The following is a 24113-nucleotide window of genomic DNA, read 5'->3' as shown; positions in this document are numbered from 1 at the left end:
GGCGAAATCTCATCCATCATGCACCGTCATGGTGCATTTTTCTTTTCCTGCTCCGATTTTGGGGCGCGTCAATATAGCGATGTCCCGCTAACCGCGCCCTTCACCACTCACTCATTTCTGGCACACCCTTTGCAAAGTCCATTCTGAATAGTCTGTATGCGCTACTGCCTTACCTAATTCTTAGTGGAGGGGGTTTATGAAGCTGGTTACCGTAGTTATCAAACCGTTCAAGCTGGAGGACGTGCGGGAAGCGCTTTCTTCCATTGGCATTCAGGGGCTGACCGTCACCGAAGTGAAAGGATTTGGTCGTCAGAAAGGACACGCCGAGCTTTATCGCGGCGCGGAGTACAGCGTGAATTTCCTGCCGAAAGTCAAAATTGATGTGGCTATCGCCGACGACCAACTGGAAGAGGTGATCGATATCATCAATAAAGCGGCCTATACCGGAAAAGTTGGCGACGGCAAAATTTTTGTCGCGGAACTCACGCGCGTTATCCGGATTCGTACCGGCGAAGCCGACGAAGCGGCGCTGTAAGACCCGGCACACAGCAACAGGAAATGAAAAATGAAGATAGCGATGATAAAAACCACACTGGCTTCACTGGCGCTGCTGCCTGGGCTAACGATAGCCGCGCCGGCGGTTGCCGATAAAGCTGATAATGCTTTTATGATGATTTGCGCCGCGCTGGTGTTGTTTATGACGATACCGGGTATCGCGCTGTTTTATGGCGGATTAATCCGCGCTAAAAACGTGCTGTCGATTTTAACGCAAGTGACCGTCACCTTTGCGCTGGTCTGTATTTTATGGGTGGTATACGGCTATTCGCTGGCTTTTGGCGAAGGGAATCATTTCTTCGGCAATATCGACGGGGCGATGTTGAAGAACATTGCGCTGACGGCGGTAATGGGCACGATTTATCAGTATATTCATGTCGCGTTTCAGGGAACTTTCGCCTGTATTACTGTCGGGCTGATTGTCGGCGCGCTGGCGGAGCGTATTCGTTTTTCGGCAGTACTGATTTTTGTCGTGGTGTGGTTCACGCTCTCTTATATTCCAATTTCGCACATGGTGTGGGGTGGCGGCCTGCTGGCTGCTCACGGCGCGCTGGATTTTGCCGGTGGTACGGTGGTGCATATTAACGCCGCTATCGCCGGGCTGGTGGGGGCTTATTTAATTGGCAAACGCGTCGGCTTTGGGAAAGAAGCATTTAAACCCCATAACCTGCCGATGGTCTTTACCGGTACTGCGATTCTGTATATCGGCTGGTTTGGATTTAACGCAGGTTCTGCGGGTAGCGCAAACGAGATAGCCGCGCTGGCCTTTGTGAACACCGTGGTGGCGACCGCCGCCGCGATTCTGGGGTGGATTATCGGCGAGTGGACGCTACGCGGTAAGCCTTCCCTGCTGGGGGCGTGTTCCGGCGCGATTGCCGGTCTGGTCGGCGTGACGCCAGCCTGTGGCTATGTTGGCGTTGGCGGCGCGCTGGTTATCGGCGTTATTGCGGGTCTGGCGGGATTGTGGGGAGTCACCATGCTTAAACGTCTGTTACGGGTAGATGATCCGTGCGACGTATTTGGCGTTCACGGCGTTTGCGGGATAGTCGGCTGTATCCTGACTGGCATTTTTGCCGCCAGTTCGCTGGGCGGTGTTGGCTTTGCCGACGGCGTCACGATGGGGCATCAGGTTATGATACAACTGGAAAGTATTACTATTACGGTAGTCTGGTCTGGCGTTGTCGCGTTTGTTGGCTACAAACTGGCGGATATCCTTGTTGGACTACGTGTGCCGGAAGAGCAGGAGCGGGAGGGGCTGGATGTGAACAGCCACGGTGAGAACGCGTATAACGCGTGATTGCGCACCATGCCGGATGGCGACGCGAAAGCGTTTTATCCGGCATGGTTTTTAATTGTAATTACGCATCACCCCTTCCTGCACGGTCGAGGCGACCAGCGCGCCATCCTGAGTATAAAACTCGCCGCGAACAAAGCCCCGGGCGCTGGAGGCGGAAGTGCTCTCCACGCTATAAAGTAGCCATTCATTAAGATTGAACGGGCGATGGAACCACATAGAGTGATCGATAGTGGCGATCTGAATGCCCTTTTCCAGAAAACCGATGCCGTGAGGCTGAAGCGCGACGGGAAGGAAATTCAGGTCAGAGGCATATCCCAGTAAATATTGATGGACGCGAATGTCATCCGGAACGGTGCCGTTGGCGCGAATCCATACCTGACGCACAGGCGCGGCGACGTGACCTTTCAACGGATTGTGAAATTCGACGGGACGAATTTCCAGCGGGCGATCGCAGAGAAACTTTTCTTTCAGAATCGGCGGCAGTAAATGCGCCAGCGATTGCGCGATTTCCGTTTCTGACGGTAGTCCTTCCGGCCCGACTGCCGTCGGCATGGTTTTTTGATGTTCAAAACCCGGTTCCGGCGCCTGGAATGAGGCGGTCATGTAAAAGATGGGTTTCCCGTTCTGAATAGCGGCAACGCGGCGGGCGCTGAAGCTATTCCCATCGCGCAGCACTTCTACGTCATAGATAATGGGTTTTTGGCTATCGCCCGGCCGCAGAAAATAACTGTGGAATGAATGCACCAGTCGCTCTTCCGGCACCGTTTCTTTGGCGGCATATAACGCCTGGCCCACCACCTGACCGCCAAATACCTGACGCAGCCCTAAGTCTTCACTTTGGCCCCGAAAGAGTCCTTCTTCAATTTTTTCCAGATTCAACAATGTCAGCAAATTATTTAGCGTCTGACTCATACATGCTCTCCAGGTGACAACGATGCCGAAGCGAGGTAGGGCAGAGTATAACGCAATTTTGCAAGTGGTCCGATGGGTACAAAAGTCTGAATAACAGACCAATTCCAGGCAAAAATAAGTGACATGTGCCACACTTAATCACGTTATGTTTCTGTTAACCACTCTTCCGGCGGGGGGAAAGGCCTGCTGGTGCATTGATGATAAGGAGAATTGAATGAAACTCGTGCACATCGTAAGTGGTTTAGCGGTTGCGATATCTCTGGCGGCCTGCGCTGATAAAAGCGCTGATATCCAGACGCCTGCGCCAAACCCTAACATGTCGATTACAGCTAACCAGTCTACTATTCAGCAACCCAATGTTTCCGGTACCGTCTGGATCCGCCAGAAGGTGGCGTTGCCGCCAGATGCGGTACTGACCGTGACGCTTTCTGATGCTTCTCTGGCAGATACGCCGTCTAAGGTGCTGTCGCAAAAAGCGGTACGGACCGAAGGTAAACAGGCGCCTTTCAGTTTTGTGCTGCCGTTTACCCCATCAGATATTCAACCTAATGCGCGTATTCTCCTGAGCGCGGCAATCACCGTTGACAACAAGCTGGTATTTATTACTGAGAGCGTGAAACCGGTGATTAATAATGGCGGCACCAAAGCGGATCTGACGTTGGTCCCGGTACAGCAAACGGCGGTGCCTGTTCAGGCCAGCGGTGGTGCCACGACGACGGTTCCATCGACCTCGCCAACCCAGGTTAATCCGTCTTCTGCTGTTCCTGCGCCTACCCAGTATTAATCCTGCGCCAACCCTCTCCGTAATGGAGAGGGTTAATACACCCAGCGATAGCGCTGTAAATCGATTTGCCCACTTCCTGACACCACCACGCCTTCCGCCAGTAATGCCTGACGCTGCCGTTGTAGATCCGGCCCGGTAAGAGATATAGCGCCGTGGCGGTTCACCACCCGATGCCATGGTAAAGTGCTGCCTTCCGGCAGACGTTTTAAAACTCCGCCGACCTGACGCGCCGCCCGAGGCGAACCGGCAAGCCGGGCGACATCGCCGTAGGTCGTGACAAACCCTTCCGGGATCGAGGCGACGATTTGCCAGACGCGTTGAGGAAATGTGTCCTGAATATCCATAATAGAATCCTGCGTTAATGCTTCAGGATAATCTGGAATAAGGGGGGAGGAAAGCCCGGATGCGCAAGAAACCAGCATCCGATGCCTGATGGGTTGCAATTGCACGATATAGCAGTGATAATGCGCCTGCGCGTTGGTTCACAACGCTCTCAATGGGGGCTCTGTTGGTTCTCCCGCAACGCTACTCTGTTTACCAGGTCAGGTCCGGAAGGAAGCAGCCAAGGCAGATGACGCGTGTGCCGGGATGTAGCTGGCAGGGCCCCCACCCATTTCTGCTAAGTGCATGATATCCATCATGTAACCCTCTGTTTTCGTGCATTGAAACGGCGGTGATACAACTTTCGTGTATCACTTAGGACGCTAATCAATGTCGCATCTGATGCTTTCCCGTCACGGGATCTGGTACTACCGTAGGGTCTACCTGACACCTCGGAAACGCCGTGAAATTCGTATTTCTCTTCGCACACGTTCCAAGCGTGAAGATTTGCTCCGTGTGGAGAAATATCTCACCTCACAACCTTTCCACTGCGTTCCGCAGTCCATCCCGGCACACACTGCAACCCCGTCTGCTTCCTTCCAACAACCACAACAGAAAAAGCCTTTCAAGAGCCTGAAGAGCGAGCTTGATAAGTACACTAGGGCTAAAACAGGAGAGGTTGGTGAACGGGAAATACTGACGATCAATAGGTGCGTAAATGCATATCTGAATTCTACAAAAGAGCCTTTCAGCAAACGAAGCGCGGCGGCGTTTGTTGATGGCCTTGAAGGTTCAGCATCCACCAGAAACCGTTACATCAAAAAGAACTCGGCGTTTTTCAAATGGCTTGCAACTCGCACGGATGATGAGATTCGAAACCCATTTGAGGGGATGGGTGTTAAGGAAATAACCGCACCAATGGATCGCCGTCCAGCATACACGCTCAACGATCTGAAACGATTGCACATTGCTTTACATGGCGTGAAGGATTGGAAACGGTGGATCATTCTGATTGGTCGCTATTCGGGGATGAGGCAGAATGAGATCTGCCAGCTTTACCACAATGACGTGATGAAAGTTGACGGAGTTTGGTGCTTCCGTGTTGATAACTTGAATCCGAATCAGACGCTTAAAACGGACAGTTCGCGCCGATTCGTTCCGATCAATTCGCAACTGCTGACACTTGGTCTACTTGATTTTATCAAAGAAAGAAAAGGACATCTGTTCCCTGAGCTAACATTGCATCTTGGGAGCTATGGTCACTATTTCAGCCGTTGGTTTACGAGGTTCAGAGGCAAGCATAGCCTGCCTGAATATCATTCACTGCGCCACTATGCCGCCACAACATTTAAACAGAATGGCTTCCCTGAACAGTTCGCTTCGCAGGTGCTCGGACACTCGAACGCAACGATCACGTACAACCGATACGGGAAGGGGATTGCTGTTAGGACGCTCGTCGAGTTAATTGAGGTACTCTAAAGTTATCTGGATAAGCAAATTCACGATGGTTCCAAAGGGGATAAATACGCTTCGAAAATCTTGAGTGCCAATCATAACCCCTTTAAATATAGAGGTTTTGTGATCTGTGTTGTTTTAGCGAGGTTTCCAAAAGTGATAGTCTGGAAATCATGCTAATGCACTATTGATGGGGGTAGGATAATTATGCCAACTCGTAGAATCGCTTATGCATACTACGATCCTGATTGGATTAAAGGCGAGCATACGCTTCTCGCCCTCAAAAGGAATACTGTCGAGCCGCTTGCTTATTCACTGTCTATGAAAGGATATATTTTTTGTCCTTCTTGCTATGAACATATAACTCGAGTGCCTGCCGATCCTGACAAGGGCATGACTACGAATGAAGTTCCGGCCTATTACAAACACCTTAAAGATGATAATGCGCCTTTCTGTAGTTTGAGATGTGGCCCCATTCAGTACAAAAAATATGCATCTCAAGAGGATGCAAAAAAAGCCGTTGAAGATGAATAGCTTATAGTCATAAGCGGTTTTCTCGAGTCTCGTCCTGATAACAATCCAAGGATCGATTCTGAGGGCAGTGAGGTGCCTGTCGATTCTCATTTTGAGAGAAAAAATGGCAAAGAGGTTTCATTGCCTATTTCCCGCCATCATGGTGAGTCTTTCAAGGTTCCGAGCCAAGTAACTAGTGTTCAGTCTTTATGCGTTAATTTCGATCATAATTATTACCGTGAGATTTACCTTGTTGGCGCAGATGGTAAAGCAAAGCGCTACAGATTTTGTGACTCACTAAAAGAAATCAATGACATAACTGAGGGTTCTCCTGATCCAGCATTCTTTTTTGGTACGTTTTGGAAAATTGAGACGTTTACAGGCCATAGTAATGTCTGGTTAAAGATCAACCAAGGAACATCATTTAGGGATTTCAGAGTACGTATCACTAATGATACCGCTGAAGGGAGAGGATTTTTTAATGATAAAAATCGTGGGAGGATAACTGTTTTTTATAGTCGAGTAGATGAGGTCGGCATGGGTTATATGACACCCCAGCTAGGGTGGGGGGAGGTGGCACTTTTGCCTGCAAAATATGATGATTTTTTAATCAGTGATTATGCGTCATCTCGTAAGGACAATCATTAATTTTCGATTGGTTGTGATGAAATCGACAAGATTATAAGCCCTGCTGAAGCAGGGTTTTTTTATGTGTAAAGTTGACCGATAAGGCGGCTTCGTTCAACCATACGTCAGGCATCTGCGGCGCTGGATTTGTCTTGTGTCGCAGACTGTATCTCACTTTGTGTGACAGATAAAGCAGGTTAACAGACAAAAGAAAGGCCGGGACAAAGCCCAGCCATTCTATTTACAGTACGCTACCATAATTTTAAGATGATTTATGCGGTAACAATTCTTGGCGTAATACGACTGCGTTGAAACTCTGAGACTTCCTCAACAACAAAACTCATATGATGGTTGGTATCGTAGCTAATCCACTGGGTCGGGCCACCCTTAATTTCTTCTCTGCTGCAAGCCTCAATTCTCTCATCCCCCCAACTAAAGCCAGCCCCTAAATAGTAAGGAGATTTGACAATGACTCTTGCCAAGTCATACATTTGCGCCCCTTTATTACCTTTTTGCTTAGAGTGACCCCTTGCAACAAAATATTTATTTTCAATGGTATACCTAATTTTCCCGTTAGCATGAATTGCTTTTACACCATCAGCACCTTTGGGATTCCGAATACCATAATCAGCAAAAAGAAATGGTGATTTCATATCAGAATAAATTGCCTTCCAAACATGCATTTCCTTACGTTCAACGAGGTCTGTTGAATCCACTTCCTTTACTGCATCATTTATGATAATTGGGAACGAGCAACCCGCTATCATGATACTAGCAAAGCCAAACTCATCAACGGCGGTAATGAGATGCTGCATATCGGCATGCATTGATACAATAGACTTATGAGTAACATCTCCAAAATCAAACATTACCATCACTTCAGCACCGGAAAGCCCAAGCGAATCCAGAATCTCATGAATCGTATCTGTAAAATAATCTACGTCGTAAGCATCATCTATAGATGTAGAATCAATACGTAAACAGTACATTGTCCCTTCGGGTACAACTAATCCTTTCAAGGCATTTTGATAGTCTAGGATATCCCAACGGTCGAATCCTATAACTGGATGTACAAGTGATCCACTTGAGGCTAATGCTCTGTACATGTAGCTCAAAACATGCTCACCTGTTTCAATGTAGCTATCTGCTTTCCAATCAAAAAAGTCGAAAAATATTGATGATGATGAATTCGCGTTATTGATTCCATCCGCAATTTTAGTAAGAAAATCCTTTTTCATCTGAGATGAGCCGCTTAAGGCCTTAGATTTCTTATCGTTCTCAGTTAATTGGGGAATTTCAAAAAATGGCCAAATTTTTTGCGAGTAAACAGGTTTCAGTCTTTTCAATGCTTCAAACTCACCAGCTTTTGCTCTTAGGATCGGCACGTATGTAGGGTACATGGTTCAGTTCTCCTGAGGTTTCAATTCATGTTTGAAGCGTTTAATATTCTACTTACTTCGCCTTGCCCTATGAGATCAGCAAACAGGCGGTAGTTACCACTTTCACGTCTTATTCTTCCAGCAATGATTGCCGGATTAATCTTCAGTTCCCTAGAAAGACAATCGATGGTTTCTTTAGACGGAGAAGAGTATGCATCACTTCTCTTCCAGACTGCCCTAGGTATAAATGCTTCCCTAGCAAGCCGGTTTGCTTCAGATTCCTGCCTATCGTCAGAAGTAGCATCAATATCATCTAAAAATGTCTCTTCAGAATGAACGTGTTTCCATATATGAGCAACTTCATGGAGTAGTGTGAACCAAAAATTATCGAGACGGTCATGTCTCAATGTCAAACCAACAATCGGCATGCCGTCAATATCCTTTAATGCTGCTCCGTCTATGCGAGTGCCTTTTAAGCTTCGTTCGATAACAACGGCTATTCCATGTTTTTCAAGAAATTCAAGAGCAAGTAAGGGACCTGTTTCGAACCAGCTTAGTTGTGCCAAATCCCTCAAGAAGCTTGTAGAAAAAATTGCTGGGTCAAAGTTCCCAAGCAGATTTTTACGTTCACGCGCTCGCTGCACAACCCTACTAACCCATGCATAAAGTGCATATTTTGTCGAAGGAGAATACGCATCCCCAGAAAGGGTTCTCTTAAATGCGACATTACCTGTTTGCCAGCCAATTTGATTAATAAATCCTTTAATTAGTTCTTCTGTGGATTTTTTTATCGTATCACTGGCTTCAGAAATCCATCCTCTCCCAATCATTTCTTTAATCGGAAACTTAGACCAGTCAACATTATCATCACCTGTTTTGTTCTGATCAGCATTTATACCTATCAACGTATCAGTAGAAATGCCAAGTCCGATTGAAAGTGCTTTTATCATCGGAACAGTCAAAGGTCTTTTCCTTGACAAAATTTCAGAAACTCTACTTCTTGTTCCCAAATAGGGTACAAGATCAACTTGTTTTAACCCTTTCTCGTGCATACGGAACGTAATAGCATCGATTGGATCTGGTGGCTCTATAGGATATTTAGAGTTCTCGTATGCTTCTACAAGTGTGATAAGTAACTCTAACTCCTCATTTTCATCAGTTCCAGGAGACGGCATCATAACTAATAACGAATGTATACGTTCCAAATACTCCTGATGCTGCCTATCTGTTCTAATTACTCTAATATCCATTATCATTACCCTTCACAGAGGTAACAAAAACCAACAACCGATTGAAATCAATGATCGTTTCAACATAAGAAGCACAGCAATCCACCTTAAAAACAAAGGTTTGATCACCAATATTTTCTACTTTGGGAAAGTGCTTTTTCACTTCTTCCTTTGATTTCCAATTGCTTAAACTTAGCTCTGTTGACCACGCATCAATCCAGTTTTTACTGGAAGGCTCATAGCGCTTAAGTTCTTCCAACTTATCTCTTCCGAGTAGCCGCATAGCCATGCACTTTGTTCCTAATCTGGGAACATCATAATGTTCATAATCGACACTGTCAACCTATGTTCCCAAAAATGGAACATGATGACATTTCTTCATCTCAATACCCACATATACCATACTGAGAATAAAAATTCATCAATGTAAAGAGCTACCTACGGACGCAAGAGAAAACTGTGAACACCACATTATGCTCCTACACACATCTCCTCGTTGTTCTCACTGCCGACTCATTGTTGAGTGTCCCTATGAAAATAATCTAATCTTATCGATCGATAAAAATTATCGATAAGATCGAAATAATTCATAAAACTGGTTAAAGTGGGTGCCTGAAATTTTCACTTCACAGTATGAAAGGATGACAGCTTTGACCACTAACCAACTGAAAGACAATAATCTGTACTTCTATCTCTACATGGCAGCGCCGGTGGTGTTCCCTATAACCTTTTACTTCACGATGCATGAAAAGGTGGCCTATGCTGCGTTGTATGCGGTTTTGTTGTTCTGTGCTGTTTTTGACCAACGGGCGTTGGTGCGCTCTGGAGTTGAGTCCGAAACTCATATCGTGGGATCTGCGCTGAGGATTGTTATTTTGCCCCCCATCTATGTATACGCTCGCGCCAGAGACGCAGGGATGAAAAAATGGCTCTGGCTGTTAGCTTTCATCGCGATTACGCTGGGCTGTATTTTTATCAGCACAACCATCGATGATAACGAAGCCCTGAAGACATCGGCCTGCGAGATCACCACTTCGATATTCAAAGACAAAAATAGTGATGTTCAATGCCTTGCCGTAGAGGACGTAAAGAAAGTTTCAAATAAGCATTACCGGGCAAAAGCGGTGTTATCGAACGGGGTGGACATGCCGATCACCATCGTGGAACGTGACGACGATTATATTTATGTCACGCTGGCACCATTGAGTAACCTGCTTGATTGACAGACCAGGGGGAAGAAATTCCCCCAAATCCTACCCACTCCCGCGCCGCGAAGATTCCAGAAGTACCCCCCTCCCGAAATTGCACACAGAAGAAAAATATCACAGTTGCATTCTCAGCACGGCCTAACGGGTTTTCTCCGCTCGTAATAGACACGTTAGATATTTGGTAAATATCCGTAGGGGTTATTGCTGGTGGTTACTGTCTCGTTTGAGTAGACACAATTGATACTTACTCTCCATGCTCAATGTTAGTATCTAAACACCGTTGTTATAACTCATATGATACTGTATCGTTTAAGCCATTAATAAGAGACTGGGCGGTGGACATGAAAACTTTCGGGTATGTGCGGGTAAGTAGCAAAGATCAGAATGAGGCGCGTCAAGTTGAAGTGCTGGCGACGAAGGCTGACGAAATTTTGATCGATAAAGCTAGCGGTAAGGATGCAGACAGGCCAGCTCTAAAAGAGCTAATGAGTAAAGTTCGCCCTGGCGACACAGTTCGAGTTAAAAGCGTTGACCGTCTGGCGCGTAATACCCGCGATCTGCTGGAAATTCTGGAGGAACTGACCACAAATGGTGTGAGAGTTGAGTTTATCGATAATCACATGGTGTTTGATGATTCGCCCACCAGCAAATTTATGATCACAATGCTCGGAGCCGTCGGTGAACTGGAGCGCTCTTTTATTCGTCAGCGCCAGAATGAAGGCATCAAGATCGCGCAGGCGAAAGGAGTATTCAAAGGGCGACAAAAAGACGACGAGACTCGCAGGAAGGTCGCTGAGTATTTGGCTAAGGGGACATACTCTAACGAAGAGATTTATAAGCTGGTGGGATGTGGGCGGGCTACGTTTTTCCGCATCAAAAAGGAACTAGCTGAAGCGCCGTTGTGATATTTTCTTCGACGAAAAACCGAACGCAGCATTGCTGCGTCGGTTGTATAATTGTCACATGGGGGCCAATTACTGATATCTGTTCCAGTTATCCACGAGCCATTGCCAGACATTCTTGTGACTACGCACGTCACCGGGCAGATGGTTCTTGATCAGCCTTTCTGCTTTGAGTGCTGGCGATTTGGTATCCCACTTACTTGCATGAGCTAAGCGGTTAAGGAACGAAAGAACCTCATACCCTTCATGGCGGTTAAGCAATGTACTATCCGGTTTTCCCGTTATACGCGGGTCATCGGGAGATAAGGCTGACCATGCGTATTGAAATTGAAGGTCGCTTCTGTTTAAAAGTGCCATAAAACCTCCTGAGTAACAACTTCAAGTAGACGATATGTTCTTTTACGGGCTACTTCTTCGGATCGGAGTATACCCACCGACCCGATAGTATCTCCTTGCACCAAGTGAATGAATTTAATAAATCATGGTTTGTGATGCTTGCGGGAAAAGTTCTCTCAATATGTGAGAACGTGAGCTTCGCGATGTGCGGGGCTTTTATGTCTGCATTTCAGCTATTTGATCCGGGAAAATCGAAAACCAGCCTCAGAGGCCGTGGACTGAATGGATTGAATATTTTCTCGCAGAGATGAGAATGATACGCTATATTTAAAAGTTAAACCTTAAGTGTGAAGGTAAAGCCCTGTTAAACGCAATGAGCGCCATTGTGAGCGCGTTTTGTGGTGTCGATAATAATTATCTGCCTATTATTTTCGAGAGCGTAGAGAGTGTTATATGAAGGATTTTGCGATCATAGCTTTTGTAACGTTATTGTAAAGTTGGATGTACCCGACGGTATTTTTCCGGGGTAGCGTCTGCAATCTCCTTTGCTTTCTGAATGGCTCGCTTCAATGCATCTTCGTCGATGACGGTAACGGGGCTCTCTTGCCCCTTGGTCTGGCTGGATTGCGCTGTCATGCTTTCACCATACCGAGGGCAGCCCTCAACTGGTCACGCATTGCAGCTTCTTCGGCAGCTGCTTGCTGAACTGCTTTCTGTTGTGCGTCCTGTGCTGCTTCATGTATCAGTTCGTCAATCTCACGCTCCATCGCTTTAAAAAGTTGATCGTGGTAAGCGTTGGAGACTCTGGAGCGTAGCGTCTTCAACTCCTCTTCGATCAAGGCCTCCGGTTTCTGCAACTTAACAGAAATCATCGCAGCATTGGAAAGCACTGAAGAATTAGCTGAAGGGCAAAACCGCCAGCCGTCTAGGATCAGGCTCTGGAGTTTAACCACCAGCCGCGCTGGAATGTCAGAAAACTGTTGTGTTCGGCTGTAGCGAGCTTCCGCATTATCAATTTGACGCTTTAGGGCCCCCGGATCTGGTTTGTACTTCGCTGCGATGTTGTCGAGATAAGTTTTCAATTCCGGGGAAATCTGGGCCTGTGATTTCTTTTTTGTAGTCATGTTGGAACTCCGTATCGGTAGTAAAGGGGCGTGGTTGCTCGCTGGCGCTGTTTGTATGCGTCAGTCTCAGCCGCTTTATGCGGTCATTTGGTTGTATCAGCGAGCGGCGTTGTAAGTCTGATTGCACGTTGGGCAGAAGTTAGGGCGGTCTGCGAAAAGAAAATACCAACGACAGACGCTTGCGCGATCAACAATGAAATCGACTAGTCCGCAGTCAGCGAACATCGAAAGATTCCTGTGTGTTGTTGATAGCGGGAGTTCTATCTGTTTTGACAAGTCTGAAGCCGTAAGCGGGATCTGGGTTTGCTTCATGTGGTGAAGAAGATGGATTCTTGAAGTTGTCAGCGTTAGCCCGAAATCATTCAGGGTTCTGACCAGCTCCTTACGTTCTTCTACCGATGGCAGAAAAAATGCTGGTGGTCTAAAGGCAAAGCACAAAATAATCTCTCTGTAAGTCATTCATCACATGAGTATTTTATCATATAAACGTAAAAATATATACTAGTGGCATGCATTTTGCTTGACAATGATTTCAGAAAGTGGATAATGGCGGGTTGAAGTTCGGAGTGGCTTGAGGGGCGTTCGCACACATCAGGTAGCGAAGATGTGCCATAAAACGCCACAATATAGTATTCCTTCATTCCTTTTCGCCCATACTGGGTGATAGGAATAAAACGCCACAATAATATAAGAGACTTCGTTACTCTGTCTTTTCCTTCCTTCTCCAGGAATGAAAACTCACGTAACATCACCCATACGGGCTTCGGTCTCCTTGTATCTCGTTTCGACATATATACACACTAACACTCATAATCTCGTCGAAACAAAAGCAAAAGAGTGAAAACCAACAGCAGGATGACTGGTGTCATCTGGATGGTTGTTTAGTTATTTACTTACGTCACTCCGTGACAACTCGGCTACGCCACTTTAGAAGATATAATGGTAATGGTCTGCCCAGACGTGAACAGACTTATCTGTCCATACCATAACCTTCGTTTACCACTCTGTTACATCCCACAACATCAACAGGCTGATAGCCTGTCTCTGTGTGGTCTGTTCCAATCGTGGACTCAGGTAACCTAGCTGATACCCCGCTATGTGTTTACATCATGGTACTGAAATTCCTTGCTGATGTTTACATCATTGGCTGTGCCAGCATGTGTGTGGAAAAGCGATTTAGATCGCTCTGTACGAGAATGGTGGTCAGCGCGACTGCAATCGTATGTTGGTCATTCTTATCGTATAAGCGTTAACGTCGTCTGGCGCACAGCGAGACATATCAAGCTACCGTAAACACGGTACTTTAAAACCAAATGCCATCCACAAAGGAAGGCCACATATCCTGATCGCTACCAGCGATAGCGGAGGATTACTTATGTCTATTTAAAAAGGAGAACAATATGGCGAGAACTAAGGGTGCTGTAGCAAAAGGGGTTGATAATACAGCTGTACGCATTTTCTTACGAGGGTATGGCTCCTTGGGGGAGTTGCCACGCATTGTGGAAGATTGTATCTGCGGTGCATTGGGGCAGGAAGAAGAGACAAGAAGGTTCAAAGGAGAGCGAATTCTTGCAATCTTAGAACAACTGGATCATATCGATACGCCAACAGTACATCGGCAGATGTGGGATTATAATATTTCTCAAGGTAAAAATACTGAGCCATCCAAACGGAACACGGAACGCATGACAAGGGTTCTAAGATGTGCTTCCAGGGCACTGTATCATCATTTGAAATTGTGTAACGGATTGTCGCGTGAAGACGAGGTGGTCCAGATTTCCGCTCCCGATCTCACGGTAGATGAGATAGAACATGCCCGTCGTTTGGCTCTAGCAGGTAAAATTGAAGCGTTCACACAATTTGTGAACTCTTGCCGGAGCGTGATCAAAAACTATGAGCCGCCAGTGTTCAAGTATACAGGGGAAAATGTGGTCGCTTTATCTTCTTGTACGGAGGTATCTTTAAGGACTGCGGTTAGTCGTCCGTATTATGGTTATGTTAAAAAAGCCGTAAAAGATGAACAGCCAGAAGACCTATTTACAGTCAAAGGCAGTAATACGAACCTCCAACCACTGATTGATGAGGTTGGGCGATCCTACATTGTAGTGGAAAATGTAGCTTAGATGGAGTTTGGTCAAAAGCCATACAAAGCCGGGTCAGCCCCGGTTTTTTTGTGTCTGTCGCATGAGAAAACGGCTTGCCAGTGTATACTTTTGGTGATACAAAATCATTGCCTCACCGCTTTTTAGTGCATTGAAATACATAGGTTTTGTTAGAAAAAGCTTAGCTGGCAGGGCCCCCACCCATTTGTGCCTCTCCACACTGTTCTTTTCTGCTGTGCGACGTTATAGCCGCTGTTCCGCCCAAAGAATAAATGCCGCGCCGGGTAGCGGCTTACTGTATAACCAGCCCTGACCATAATGCACGCCATGCTGGCGTAGCCACTGCGCTTGCCTGATCGTTTCGATGCCTTCTGCGACCATCTTAAGTTTGAGCGTTTTCGCCATTTCAATAATATGCGGCGTGACGTTTTTATATTCCAGCGCATCGACAAAAGATTTATCAATTTTAAGGACATCCACATCCAGATTTTGTAAGTAGCTGAGGCTGGAATAGCCGGTGCCAAAGTCATCAATATAAATGGAATGTCCCGCGTTACGGTATCTGGCGACAATTGGCGCGCTGGTTTTCGGATCGGCGAACTCGCGCTCCGTTAACTCAAGCGCGATTTGCGACGGAGAAATTTGGCTACGGTTCAGCAGCGTGCTTAACAGCGCCGGGAGCGTTTCCGACGCCAGATCGGATGCCTCAAGATTGATTGAAATATGTTGTTCTGGATGGGCCCTTAACCAACTCCCCATGTCTTCAAAAACGGTTTCGATGATTAACCGGGTTAGCGGCTCCGTAAGCCCGGTTTGTTCAGCCAGCGCGATAAAAATTTCCGGTGAAAGGAAGGTGCCGTCCGCCTGTTGCCAGCGAGCTAAGGCCTCGGCGCCGACAATTTTTCCGCTGCTCAGGGAGACAATAGGCTGATAGTGTAAGTTGATTTCGCGATTGTCTATCGCATCCTGGAGACGGTGTCGGGGCGACTGTAGCCGACGCAAAATACGCAGAATAAACGCCGCGGCCAGCAGACCCGTTATTATGCCCGCCGGTAGCCAGATAAACGCCTGGCGATACCAGCTCTTTTCCAGCGGGGCGGTGGATGCCCAGCTTACGATAGTGATATCCATTTCCGGAAAAGGGTGAATAGCGTACTGAATGCCTCGGTTTTCCAGTCGCAGGGGTGTCTCATGCTGAATTAGCGGAAGGATTGCGGGGTCAGGTTTACCGCTGCTGGCGACCACAGTATTGTGTTCCTGGCCAATAATGGCGACGTCAATCGGCCATGCTCCGAACGGAATTACATCAATAAAGGATGCCGGGTCGATCATCACGATATAGTTATCGCTCCCGAGTGCCGCCATATAGCGTTTTATACCCAGATCGTTTTGCGCCGTAAACCAGGCGCGATAACCGTCCTGAGTGATTTTCATGGGCGGAGGGAACGCGGGAATATGGCTCTCTTTTTCAAGTGAGGAGCAAACAGGAATCCTGTTTTTAAGGTACAGAACTTCCTGGACATACCGAAAGCTATAAGACACGCGGCGCATGGCGAGTAAATGGGCACTGCTGCAGGGCTCGCCTTTAAAGGAGGCGATATACGTTAATGCGGCTTTTGCCTGGTCACTGACCCTTTCTGTACGTAGCGCAACCCGGGACGAGAAGATATTGAGCTCTTCATTAAACTTTTTTTCAGCCTGACGGTGCGCCAGCCACAGGCTCAATCCTACCGGGAAAAGGACAGACAAGATAAGTACTCCCGTTACCAGACTGACCAGATGTCGTGTTGTCACAGTGATGTCCTTATAAACACAGCGTAGAGAAAGTATATCCGATAGTAAATTGCGCCCTCGAATGATAAAGCTATTTTATCGATTTTACAGATGCCGGAGCCAAACTAACGCGTTACGCTACGTTGCTTTCGGCGGTGGGAAAAGGCCGTGAGTGTTTGCTGGTTGAAAAAAGATCGTTAATGGAGTATTTTATTGTTATGTTATAACATAATCGAGAGGGCGCAATGAAACCTGATATTCATCCTGTATACCGCACCGTCGTCTTTCACGATACCAGTGCAAATGAATATGTGAAAGTGAGATCAACTATCAAAACTAAACGTGAAATCGAACTGGACGGCGTGACATATCCGTATGTCACTATTGATGTGTCATCAAAATCGCATCCTTTTTATACCGGTAAACAGAAAACGTTTGATAGCGAAAGTAGCGCCGCACGCTTCCAGAAACGTTTTGGCCATTTTATCGGCGCTAAAAGGGGGTAAATGAAATGCAGGTGTTAAACTCACTTCGCAATGCAAAACAACGGCATCCGGATTGCCAGATAGTCAAACGCAAAGGACGCTTATACGTGATTTGTAAAACAAATCCGCGTTTTAAGGCGGTTCAGGGGCGTAAAAAAAGACGTTAAAAAACCAACAGTTCAGGGAAAGCAGTGCGTACCAGGGAGGGTGCGCACTTTTTTATTACCGGCTTGCTTCTGCGCGGGCCAGCGTAAAAATATCGTAGAAGGAAAGTTCGCCTTTACGGGCCACCATTTTTTGCAGTTGGACTTTATGCTCATTATCCACTTGGGGAGACCGAAGAATCGTCTCAATGAGCGCGGGGGGAACAAAACGGGTATTGTACCATTCGCCGTTGTAACAGACCCGGAGATCCAGCACATCGATGTCGTCATAGTGATAACGCGGGGCGATGTCGAAAAAGAAAAAGCCATTAAATACAATAAACAGTACCACTAACAGCCACACTGACCCTACCAGCGTTTCTGACTGCAGCATGACTGCCAGCGTCGCAAACCAGGCGGCATACATCGCGATAAATAACCCAGGATGTTTGCGGATAAAACTGATGCTAAGACGCGGTCTGTTATCGCGTTTTTCACGGACGTTTAAGTCATCAATAGTTTCGCTAAGCAAGCGCTGTATCTCTGTCATCTTTTGCCTTCATGATTTGTGCGACATACGGGTAATAAAAGCCTATTTTAAATGCAGTCACAGCGTGAAAAAAAGTAACAGATTAACCACGAATAAGCATAACAGTTATCATTTTCACTACAATTTTTTAATTGGTTGCGCCGGATTTCCGCCTACCACAACGTTTGGCGGTACGTTTTTTATCACTACCGCGCCTGAGGCGACGACGGCGTTATCGCCAATGGTTACGCCCGGATTAATGACGGCTCGTCCGCCTATCCAGACGTTATTTCCGATAGTAACAGGTTTGCCTAGCTCTCTGCCGCTATTGCGTTCGACGGCGTCCAGCGGGTGCGTGGCAGTATAGATATGTACCCCTGGCGCAAGCATGCAGTTATCGCCGATATTAATTGGGCAAACATCGAGCATGACGCAGTCGAAGTTAGCGTAAAAGGAGTGACCAAGAAAAATATTATAGCCATAATCGCAGCGAAAAGAGGGTTCAATATAGGCGTCTTCGCTTCGGCCCAACAGATCGCGTAAGATTGCCTGACGCTTATTTATTTCATCAGGCGTAGTATGATTGTATTTATGGATGAGTTGGCGTGCCCGCAGACGATCCTGGCATAAAGTTTTATCGGTCGGGCAATACAGCGCCCCAACGATCATTTTTTGTTTTTCGTCACTCACCGCGCGTTCCCCTTAGTGGATATTATCGCAGTATAAGTAATGATATATTATTCGAGGGAACGTTCCCTGCTATTTGTATGTGATCTCTGTCACTGTTCTATAATAGTCCAATATGCTACTAGCCAAAGCGAAGGGTCAGATAACACCTTATTATTCCCTGAAAAGCAATACAGAGTGATTAACGAATGAATTTCCATACTGAAGAGGGGATCTTGTCGTAAAGTTTGTTCATCGTCAATTCTGCAAGACGGTGATCCGCCGCTGAGTAAAATACAGCTAACTCATTATCGGACAGTTCATATTTATTTTTCTCAATGACGCGCTCCAGAGTGTCAATTGTCTGACAGCGCCGTAAACGCATCAAATAATCAGTTTTAGTTAATGGTTTATCAGACATAAATTCTACCTATGATTGTAATAATTTTTAACAAGACAAACTAACAGGGTTGGCCCTTGTGGCGTTGACGAAACAGCGAAACAGTCGGTTACCCGATTGACGCCATTTTTGCAAATCCTGCGTATTAATACCATAGCTGCTGAACAACATAAAGGTGTCGTCCAGGTATTCATCTATCTGCGCAATCAATTTATTGTCTTCATTGTACTTAATCTTATAATTAAGTGCGAAGGTTGCAATATGCTCTATCAGCTCATTGAGCTGGAGATTGACTGCTGAGGTTGGGTCATTAACCAAACCATGATTGCTTTCTTCAAGGTTTGCAAGACAGTCATGATACAGGGTTTCGCAAAGAAATTTAAGCTGTGCTATATCATGTCTTTTGGGTGAGTATTCGTCCATAATGCATCCCCTTTTTAGTGGCTTGAACTAACCGAACACCTTCGGGATGGATACAACCGACTAACCTGGTACTTCCCCATGTCACCTTATGATTTAACTATAATCTACTCTAAAAAACTTTTCATCGTCATATTACGAAAAATTACAATTGCGTCAAATCCGCTTGTCGCCATACTTTTTCGAGTTTTAACAGTCAGTGCTGGGTGCTTAAAAAGAAAGCATTTTTATTGTTTGTGTAATCATTGGGTTAACATTTTTCAGCTTTTCAGGTTAAAACAATAGCCGCTGGCAGAAGAAAATAGCCAGGAATATTCTTAATATTTCTTAATTAATAGGTGAATTAAAGGAATGGCCGAGTTTCCTAAGAAAAGCCTTTAAAGCGGTAGGGGCTATACGTTTTATTAATATGGCAAAAAATATACAATCTAACAATAAGCGTATTTTATGACTTTTACGCAAAAAAAGGCCGCTTGCGCGGCCTTATCAACAATCAGTAGATCAATGATGTTGTGTAGAATGGCTGTGCTCTATATCTTCGCTTTTACGGCTAAAGCGGCGGCGTACCACCACAAAGAAGACCGGCACGAAGAAAATAGCCAATACGGTTGCCGTTACCATCCCGCCCAGTACGCCAGTACCTACCGCATTTTGAGCGCCGGAGCCCGCGCCGGAACTGATAACCAGCGGCATAACCCCCAGCATGAACGCTAATGAGGTCATCAGAATCGGGCGCAGACGCATACGCACGGCCTCCAGCGTCGCTTCTACCAGACCTTTCCCTTCTTTATCCATCAAGTCCTTGGCGAATTCGACGATAAGTATCGCGTTCTTCGCCGATAACCCAATGGTTGTGAGCAGGCCCACCTGGAAGTAAACGTCGTTAGTCAGCCCGCGGAAGGTAGCGGCCAGCAGCGCGCCGATAACCCCAAGCGGCACGACCAGCATTACGGAGAACGGTATAGACCAGCTCTCATACAATGCCGCCAGACACAGGAAGACGACGATGAGCGAGATAGCATACAGGGCAGGGGCCTGGTTGCCGGACAACCGCTCCTGGTAGGACATTCCGGTCCAGTCATAACCAATGCCCGCTGGCAGCTTGCTGGCCAGTTCTTCCATCATCGCCATCGCTTCACCGGTACTCTTGCCTGGCGCCGCCTGGCCCAGAATTTCCATTGAAGGCAAACCGTTATAGCGTTCCAGACGCGGCGAGCCATATTCCCAGCGAGAAGAGGAGAATGCGGAGAACGGCACCATCTGACCATCGCGGCCACGGACGTACCAGTCATTAATATCATCCGGCAACATGCGGTATTTCGCTTCGGACATCACGTAAACCTTTTTCACGCGGCCGCGATCGATAAAGTCGTTTACATAACTACCGCCCCATGCTGCGCCCAGCGTGGTATTAATGTCACTAATAGATACGCCCAGCGCCTGAGCTTTTTCCTGGTCGATATCGATCTTGAACTGCGGCGTATCCTCCAGGCCGTTAGGTCGAACGCCTACCAACAGATCAGGATATTTCGCCACTTCGCCGAACAACTGATTACGTGCTTGGGTGAGTTTTTCATGACCGAGACCCGCCTGGTCAATCAACTCGAAGTCAAACCCGGTCGCGGTGCCCAGCTCAACAATCGCTGGCAGGTTAAAGGCGAAGACCATCGCATCTTTAATTTGTGAAAACGCTGCGGTTGCCCGTTGGGTAATCGCTTCAACTTTGTTTTCATCGCCAGGACGATCAGCCCAATCTTTCAACGACACGAACGCAATACCGGTATTCTGACCACGTCCTGCAAAACCGAAGCCGTTGACGGCGAATACCGATTCAACGTTGGCTTTCTCTTTGTTCAGGTAATAATCCGTCACCTCATCCAGCACTTTTTGCGTGCGTTCTTGCGTCGCGCCAGCAGGGAGTTGAACCATCGTCAGGAATACCCCCTGGTCTTCATCCGGCAAGAAGGAACTTGGCAGACGAACGAACAGATAAGCCATGCCGACGACGATAATGAGGTAGAGCAGCAGATAACGACCGGTGCTGCGCAGAATATTGCCTACGCTATCGGTGTAATGATGCGTGCTCTTATCGAACATGCGGTTAAACCAGCCGAAAAAGCCTTTTTTCTCTTCGCCGTGATCGCCTTTAGCGACGGGTTTGAGCATCGTGGCGCACAGCGCTGGCGTCAGGATCAGCGCCACCAGCACTGACAGCGCCATCGCCGATACGATGGTGATAGAGAACTGACGATAAATCGCCCCGGTTGAGCCGCCAAAGAAGGCCATCGGAATAAATACCGCCGATAGTACCATCGCGATACCCACCAATGCGCCCTGAATCTGCCCCATTGATTTACGCGTCGCTTCCTTCGGCGGAAGACCTTCTTCCGTCATAACACGTTCGACGTTCTCGACCACCACGATGGCGTCATCCACCAGCAGGCCGATGGCGAGCACCATCCCGAACATCGTCAGTGTGTTTATTGAGAAGCCGAAGGCCGCAAGCACGGCAAAGGTTCCCAACAATACCACCGGAACCGCAATGGTCGGAATCAACGTCGCGCGGAAGTTCTGCAGGAACAGGTACATGACCAGGAACACGAGGATGATCGCTTCGACCAGCGTTTTTACCACTTCATGAATAGAGATCTTCACGAATGGCGTAGTGTCATACGGGTAGACGATTTTCATCCCCGGCGGGAAAAACGGCTCCATTTTTTTCAATTCGGCGCGGATAGCGGCAGCGGTATCCAGCGCGTTGGCGCCAGTAGCCAGTTTGATACCAAGACCTGAAGCCGGCTGACCGTTAAATTGCGCGATAACGTCGTAATTTTCGCCGCCAAGCTCAATTTTCGCTACATCACGCAGACGAACCTGGGAGCCATCCTGGTTCACCTTCAGCAGGATTTTGCCGAACTCATCCGTCGAAGTCAGACGCGTTTGGGCAATAATCGATGCGTTAAGCTGCTGGCCTTTTACCGGTGGCGTACCGCCGAGCTGACCTGCCGCGACCTGGGCGTTCTGCGCTTTGATAGCGTTAATCACGTCAATTGGCGTTAGTTGGTATTTGGTTAGCTCTGTCGGATTCATCCAGATACGCATCGCGTACTGCGAACCAAACAGCTGAACGTCGCCCACCCCAGAAGTACGGCTGATCGGATCTTTCATATTGGCGGCAACGTAATCCGAAATATCCTCTTGGGTCATGGTGCCATTAGTGTTAATGACGCCCACGACCATCAGGAAGCTACTTGAGGATTTCTCAACGCTTACGCCCTGTTGCTGAACTTCCTGGGGAAGTAACGGCATTGCCAGTTGCAGTTTGTTCTGAACCTGAACCTGTGCGATGTCCGCATCGGTACCCGATTCAAAGGTCAGAGTAATCTGCACGGTCCCCGTGGAGTCACTGTTTGAAGACATATACATCAGGTTATCGATACCGTTCATGTTCTGCTCGATAACCTGCGTGACGGTATCCTGTACCGTTTTCGCATCAGCGCCAGGATAGGTCGCGGAGATCGTCACTGCTGGGGGCGCAATAGTCGGATATTGTGCTACCGGCAATTTGAGGATCGCGAGCCCCCCTGCCAACATGATGATGATGGCGATCACCCACGCAAATATAGGGCGATCGATAAAGAAATTAGGCATGTCTTAACGGCTCCTGTTTAAGTTAAGACCTGGGCTGAGCAGGCTGATCACCGCTTGCGGCTTGCTGTTTGTTATCCGCGGTAATTTCCTGCACTTTAACCTGTGCGCCAGGACGTACTTTTTGCAGCCCGCTGACGACTACGCGGTCGCCCGCTTTCAACCCGTCAGTCACCAGCCACTTATCGCCGATCGCCTGGCTGGCGACGATTTGGCGGATTTCCACTTTGTTATCAGCGCCAACCACCAGCACCGTGGCATCGCCGCGTGGCGTGCGGGTAACGCCCTGTTGCGGAACCAGTAATGCCGCCGGTTTTGTCCCTTCCTGCAAACGTGCGCGGACGAACATTCCTGGCAATAAGGTGTGATCCGGGTTAGGGAAGATGGCACGCAAAGTGATAGACCCAGTCGTTTGGTCGACGGTAACGTCGGAGAATTCAAGCGTACCGGATTGCGGGAATTTGATACCGTCGCTGGTCACCAGGTCGACTTTCGCTTTGCCGTTTTCCTGTTTTAGCGAACCGTTTGCCAGCTCCTGTTTCAGGCGCAGGAAGTCATTACTGGATTGGGTCACATCGACATAAATAGGATCCAGCTGTTGTACTGTCGCCAGCGCCGACGCCTGACCGTTTTGTACCAGTGCTCCTTCTGTTACGGACGACTTACCAATACGACCGCTAATCGGTGAGGTAACTTTGGTATATGCCAGGTTAATACGTGCGGTTTCAACGGCGGCTTTTGCTGCGACAACGGCGGCATTTGCTTGTTGCGCGTCAGCCAGTGCCTGATCGTATTCTTGCTTACTGATGTACTGCGTACCCAACAGTTTTTGATAACGCTTCACCGTCAGTTCAGCGATATTCGCGGCGGCCTGCGCTTTTGCTAAATCGCCTTTGGCGCTGTCATAAGTCGCCTGGTATGTCGCAGGATCAATCTGATAGAGAGAGACTCCCGCTTCGATATCACTTCCTTCAACGAAATTACGCTTCAGGATAATTCCGCTTACCTGCGGGCGAACTTCGGCGATACGGTAAGCAACGGTACGACCCGGAAGTTCAGTGGTGATCTGCAGTGGTTCCGTTTTTAGCGTGACAACGCCAACTTCTGGCATCTGCTGGCCACCTTGCTGGTCCTGTTTGTCGTCACATCCTGTTAGCGCTAAGCTGCCTGAGAGCATCAGAACGACCGCCAGAGGCGTTAACCCTCTGTTTTTGTTCATATGTAAACCTCGAGTGTCCGATTTCAAATTGGTCAATGGTCAAAGGTCCTTAAACCCATTGCTGCGTTTATATTATCGTCATGCTA

At 47.6% G+C, this 24113-nt stretch carries 27 protein-coding genes and 1 other RNA gene; 12 read left to right on the top strand and 16 right to left on the bottom strand.

What is annotated here, in order from left to right; translation table 11 throughout:
- Positions 1–196: 196 nt before the first annotated feature.
- Complete coding sequence (gene glnK, locus F4V61_RS06655) at positions 197–535, top strand: P-II family nitrogen regulator (protein ID WP_000780346.1); 339 nt, start codon at positions 197–199, stop codon at positions 533–535.
- Positions 536–565: 30 nt separating this feature from the next.
- Positions 566–1852 (top strand): ammonium transporter AmtB, encoded by a 1287-nt coding sequence (gene amtB, locus F4V61_RS06650; protein ID WP_080161093.1) that lies wholly within the window; start codon positions 566–568, stop codon positions 1850–1852.
- 51 nt (positions 1853–1903) lie between these two features.
- On the opposite strand, the gene tesB is transcribed toward amtB, so the two are convergent.
- Positions 1904–2764: an acyl-CoA thioesterase II gene (gene tesB / locus F4V61_RS06645; RefSeq protein WP_038396715.1), complete on the bottom strand. Its 861-nt coding sequence runs from the start codon at positions 2762–2764 to the stop codon at positions 1904–1906.
- Positions 2765–2978: 214 nt separating this feature from the next.
- Here tesB and F4V61_RS06640 point away from each other — a divergent pair, with 214 nt between their 5' ends.
- The gene (locus F4V61_RS06640) at positions 2979–3548 is read left to right on the top strand and encodes a YbaY family lipoprotein (protein WP_000779809.1); all 570 of its coding nucleotides are present in this window, start codon (positions 2979–2981) and stop codon (positions 3546–3548) included.
- A 32-nt stretch (positions 3549–3580) separates the two neighbouring features.
- Here F4V61_RS06640 and F4V61_RS06635 read toward each other — a convergent pair whose 3' ends face one another.
- Positions 3581–3970 (bottom strand): MGMT family protein, encoded by a 390-nt coding sequence (locus F4V61_RS06635; protein WP_000961285.1) that lies wholly within the window; start codon positions 3968–3970, stop codon positions 3581–3583.
- A gap of 84 nt (positions 3971–4054) precedes the next feature.
- Between F4V61_RS06635 and ffs the strand changes: the two genes are divergently transcribed.
- The 4 genes from ffs (at position 4055) to F4V61_RS22335 (ending at position 6485) form a co-directional block, all read left to right on the top strand.
- Positions 4055–4151, top strand: an RNA gene (gene ffs / locus F4V61_RS06630) — signal recognition particle sRNA small type.
- 108 nt (positions 4152–4259) lie between these two features.
- Positions 4260–5348: a site-specific integrase gene (locus F4V61_RS06625; protein WP_080161094.1), complete on the top strand. Its 1089-nt coding sequence runs from the start codon at positions 4260–4262 to the stop codon at positions 5346–5348.
- Between the two features lie 183 nt (positions 5349–5531).
- Entirely contained in the window at positions 5532–5858 is a 327-nt protein-coding gene (locus tag F4V61_RS22340) for a hypothetical protein (RefSeq protein WP_232081972.1), read from the top strand.
- A gap of 72 nt (positions 5859–5930) precedes the next feature.
- The gene (locus F4V61_RS22335; protein WP_232081973.1) at positions 5931–6485 is read left to right on the top strand and encodes a hypothetical protein; all 555 of its coding nucleotides are present in this window, start codon (positions 5931–5933) and stop codon (positions 6483–6485) included.
- A gap of 251 nt (positions 6486–6736) precedes the next feature.
- Here F4V61_RS22335 and F4V61_RS06615 read toward each other — a convergent pair whose 3' ends face one another.
- Genes F4V61_RS06615 through F4V61_RS06605 form a run of 3 tightly spaced genes read right to left on the bottom strand, consistent with a single transcriptional unit; the run spans position 6737 to position 9361 of the window.
- Positions 6737–7864 carry a beta family protein gene (locus F4V61_RS06615; RefSeq protein WP_040236483.1) on the bottom strand — a complete coding sequence of 376 codons (1128 nt, stop codon included), beginning with the start codon at positions 7862–7864 and terminating at the stop codon, positions 6737–6739.
- Between the two features lie 20 nt (positions 7865–7884).
- Positions 7885–9093, bottom strand: coding sequence for an ImmA/IrrE family metallo-endopeptidase (locus F4V61_RS06610; protein WP_058819146.1), 1209 nt, complete (start codon positions 9091–9093; stop codon positions 7885–7887).
- The gene (locus F4V61_RS06605; RefSeq protein ID WP_040236487.1) at positions 9083–9361 is read right to left on the bottom strand and encodes a type II toxin-antitoxin system HigB family toxin; all 279 of its coding nucleotides are present in this window, start codon (positions 9359–9361) and stop codon (positions 9083–9085) included. Before F4V61_RS06605 ends, F4V61_RS06610 begins: the two co-directional genes overlap by 11 nt.
- A gap of 352 nt (positions 9362–9713) precedes the next feature.
- Between F4V61_RS06605 and F4V61_RS06600 the strand changes: the two genes are divergently transcribed.
- Together F4V61_RS06600 and F4V61_RS06595 are read left to right on the top strand one after the other, a co-directional pair.
- A complete protein-coding gene (locus F4V61_RS06600) occupies positions 9714–10295 on the top strand; it encodes a hypothetical protein (RefSeq protein WP_040236489.1) in 582 nt (193 codons plus the stop codon).
- A 326-nt stretch (positions 10296–10621) separates the two neighbouring features.
- Positions 10622–11185 carry a recombinase family protein gene (locus F4V61_RS06595; RefSeq protein ID WP_003847550.1) on the top strand — a complete coding sequence of 188 codons (564 nt, stop codon included), beginning with the start codon at positions 10622–10624 and terminating at the stop codon, positions 11183–11185.
- A gap of 69 nt (positions 11186–11254) precedes the next feature.
- On the opposite strand, the gene F4V61_RS06590 is transcribed toward F4V61_RS06595, so the two are convergent.
- The 4 genes from F4V61_RS06590 to F4V61_RS22790 form a co-directional block, all read right to left on the bottom strand.
- Positions 11255–11539, bottom strand: coding sequence for a hypothetical protein (locus tag F4V61_RS06590; protein ID WP_003847548.1), 285 nt, complete (start codon positions 11537–11539; stop codon positions 11255–11257).
- Between the two features lie 465 nt (positions 11540–12004).
- On the bottom strand, positions 12005–12154 hold the full coding sequence (locus tag F4V61_RS22055; protein WP_021553401.1) for a hypothetical protein: 150 nt from the start codon (positions 12152–12154) through the stop codon (positions 12005–12007).
- Positions 12151–12642, bottom strand: coding sequence for a hypothetical protein (locus F4V61_RS06585; protein ID WP_003847546.1), 492 nt, complete (start codon positions 12640–12642; stop codon positions 12151–12153). The genes F4V61_RS22055 and F4V61_RS06585 overlap by 4 nt, the downstream gene beginning before the upstream one ends.
- A gap of 96 nt (positions 12643–12738) precedes the next feature.
- A complete protein-coding gene (locus F4V61_RS22790; RefSeq protein ID WP_071780668.1) occupies positions 12739–13101 on the bottom strand; it encodes a helix-turn-helix domain-containing protein in 363 nt (120 codons plus the stop codon).
- A 941-nt stretch (positions 13102–14042) separates the two neighbouring features.
- Between F4V61_RS22790 and F4V61_RS06570 the strand changes: the two genes are divergently transcribed.
- Positions 14043–14765 carry a hypothetical protein gene (locus tag F4V61_RS06570; protein WP_021553403.1) on the top strand — a complete coding sequence of 241 codons (723 nt, stop codon included), beginning with the start codon at positions 14043–14045 and terminating at the stop codon, positions 14763–14765.
- A gap of 222 nt (positions 14766–14987) precedes the next feature.
- Here the strand turns inward: F4V61_RS06570 and F4V61_RS06565 are convergent, their stop codons facing one another.
- The gene (locus F4V61_RS06565) at positions 14988–16538 is read right to left on the bottom strand and encodes an EAL domain-containing protein (protein ID WP_080161095.1); all 1551 of its coding nucleotides are present in this window, start codon (positions 16536–16538) and stop codon (positions 14988–14990) included.
- Positions 16539–16762: 224 nt separating this feature from the next.
- Between F4V61_RS06565 and F4V61_RS06560 the strand changes: the two genes are divergently transcribed.
- Positions 16763–17023 (top strand): type B 50S ribosomal protein L31, encoded by a 261-nt coding sequence (locus tag F4V61_RS06560; RefSeq protein WP_080152478.1) that lies wholly within the window; start codon positions 16763–16765, stop codon positions 17021–17023.
- Positions 17024–17028: 5 nt separating this feature from the next.
- Positions 17029–17169 (top strand): type B 50S ribosomal protein L36, encoded by a 141-nt coding sequence (ykgO, locus tag F4V61_RS06555; RefSeq protein WP_001197749.1) that lies wholly within the window; start codon positions 17029–17031, stop codon positions 17167–17169.
- A 55-nt stretch (positions 17170–17224) separates the two neighbouring features.
- On the opposite strand, the gene F4V61_RS06550 is transcribed toward ykgO, so the two are convergent.
- The 6 genes from F4V61_RS06550 to acrA form a co-directional block, all read right to left on the bottom strand.
- Positions 17225–17695: a YlaC family protein gene (locus F4V61_RS06550; protein WP_000136186.1), complete on the bottom strand. Its 471-nt coding sequence runs from the start codon at positions 17693–17695 to the stop codon at positions 17225–17227.
- A 117-nt stretch (positions 17696–17812) separates the two neighbouring features.
- Entirely contained in the window at positions 17813–18364 is a 552-nt protein-coding gene (gene maa, locus F4V61_RS06545; protein ID WP_080161096.1) for a maltose O-acetyltransferase, read from the bottom strand.
- 178 nt (positions 18365–18542) lie between these two features.
- A complete protein-coding gene (locus tag F4V61_RS06540; protein WP_001280991.1) occupies positions 18543–18761 on the bottom strand; it encodes an HHA domain-containing protein in 219 nt (72 codons plus the stop codon).
- A 27-nt stretch (positions 18762–18788) separates the two neighbouring features.
- The gene (gene tomB / locus F4V61_RS06535) at positions 18789–19163 is read right to left on the bottom strand and encodes an Hha toxicity modulator TomB (protein ID WP_000344793.1); all 375 of its coding nucleotides are present in this window, start codon (positions 19161–19163) and stop codon (positions 18789–18791) included.
- Between the two features lie 498 nt (positions 19164–19661).
- Positions 19662–22811 carry an efflux RND transporter permease AcrB gene (gene acrB / locus F4V61_RS06530; RefSeq protein WP_001132516.1) on the bottom strand — a complete coding sequence of 1050 codons (3150 nt, stop codon included), beginning with the start codon at positions 22809–22811 and terminating at the stop codon, positions 19662–19664.
- Positions 22812–22833: 22 nt separating this feature from the next.
- Positions 22834–24027, bottom strand: a complete 1194-nt coding sequence (acrA, locus tag F4V61_RS06525; protein ID WP_001039197.1) for a multidrug efflux RND transporter periplasmic adaptor subunit AcrA — start codon at positions 24025–24027, stop codon at positions 22834–22836.
- Positions 24028–24113 lie beyond the last annotated feature (86 nt).

Source organism: Salmonella enterica subsp. arizonae, assembly GCF_008692845.1.
GTDB classification, from domain to species: Bacteria; Pseudomonadota; Gammaproteobacteria; order Enterobacterales; family Enterobacteriaceae; genus Salmonella; species Salmonella arizonae.
Note: the sequence above shows the minus strand (reverse complement) of the source record. Positions and strands in the feature narration are given on the sequence as shown.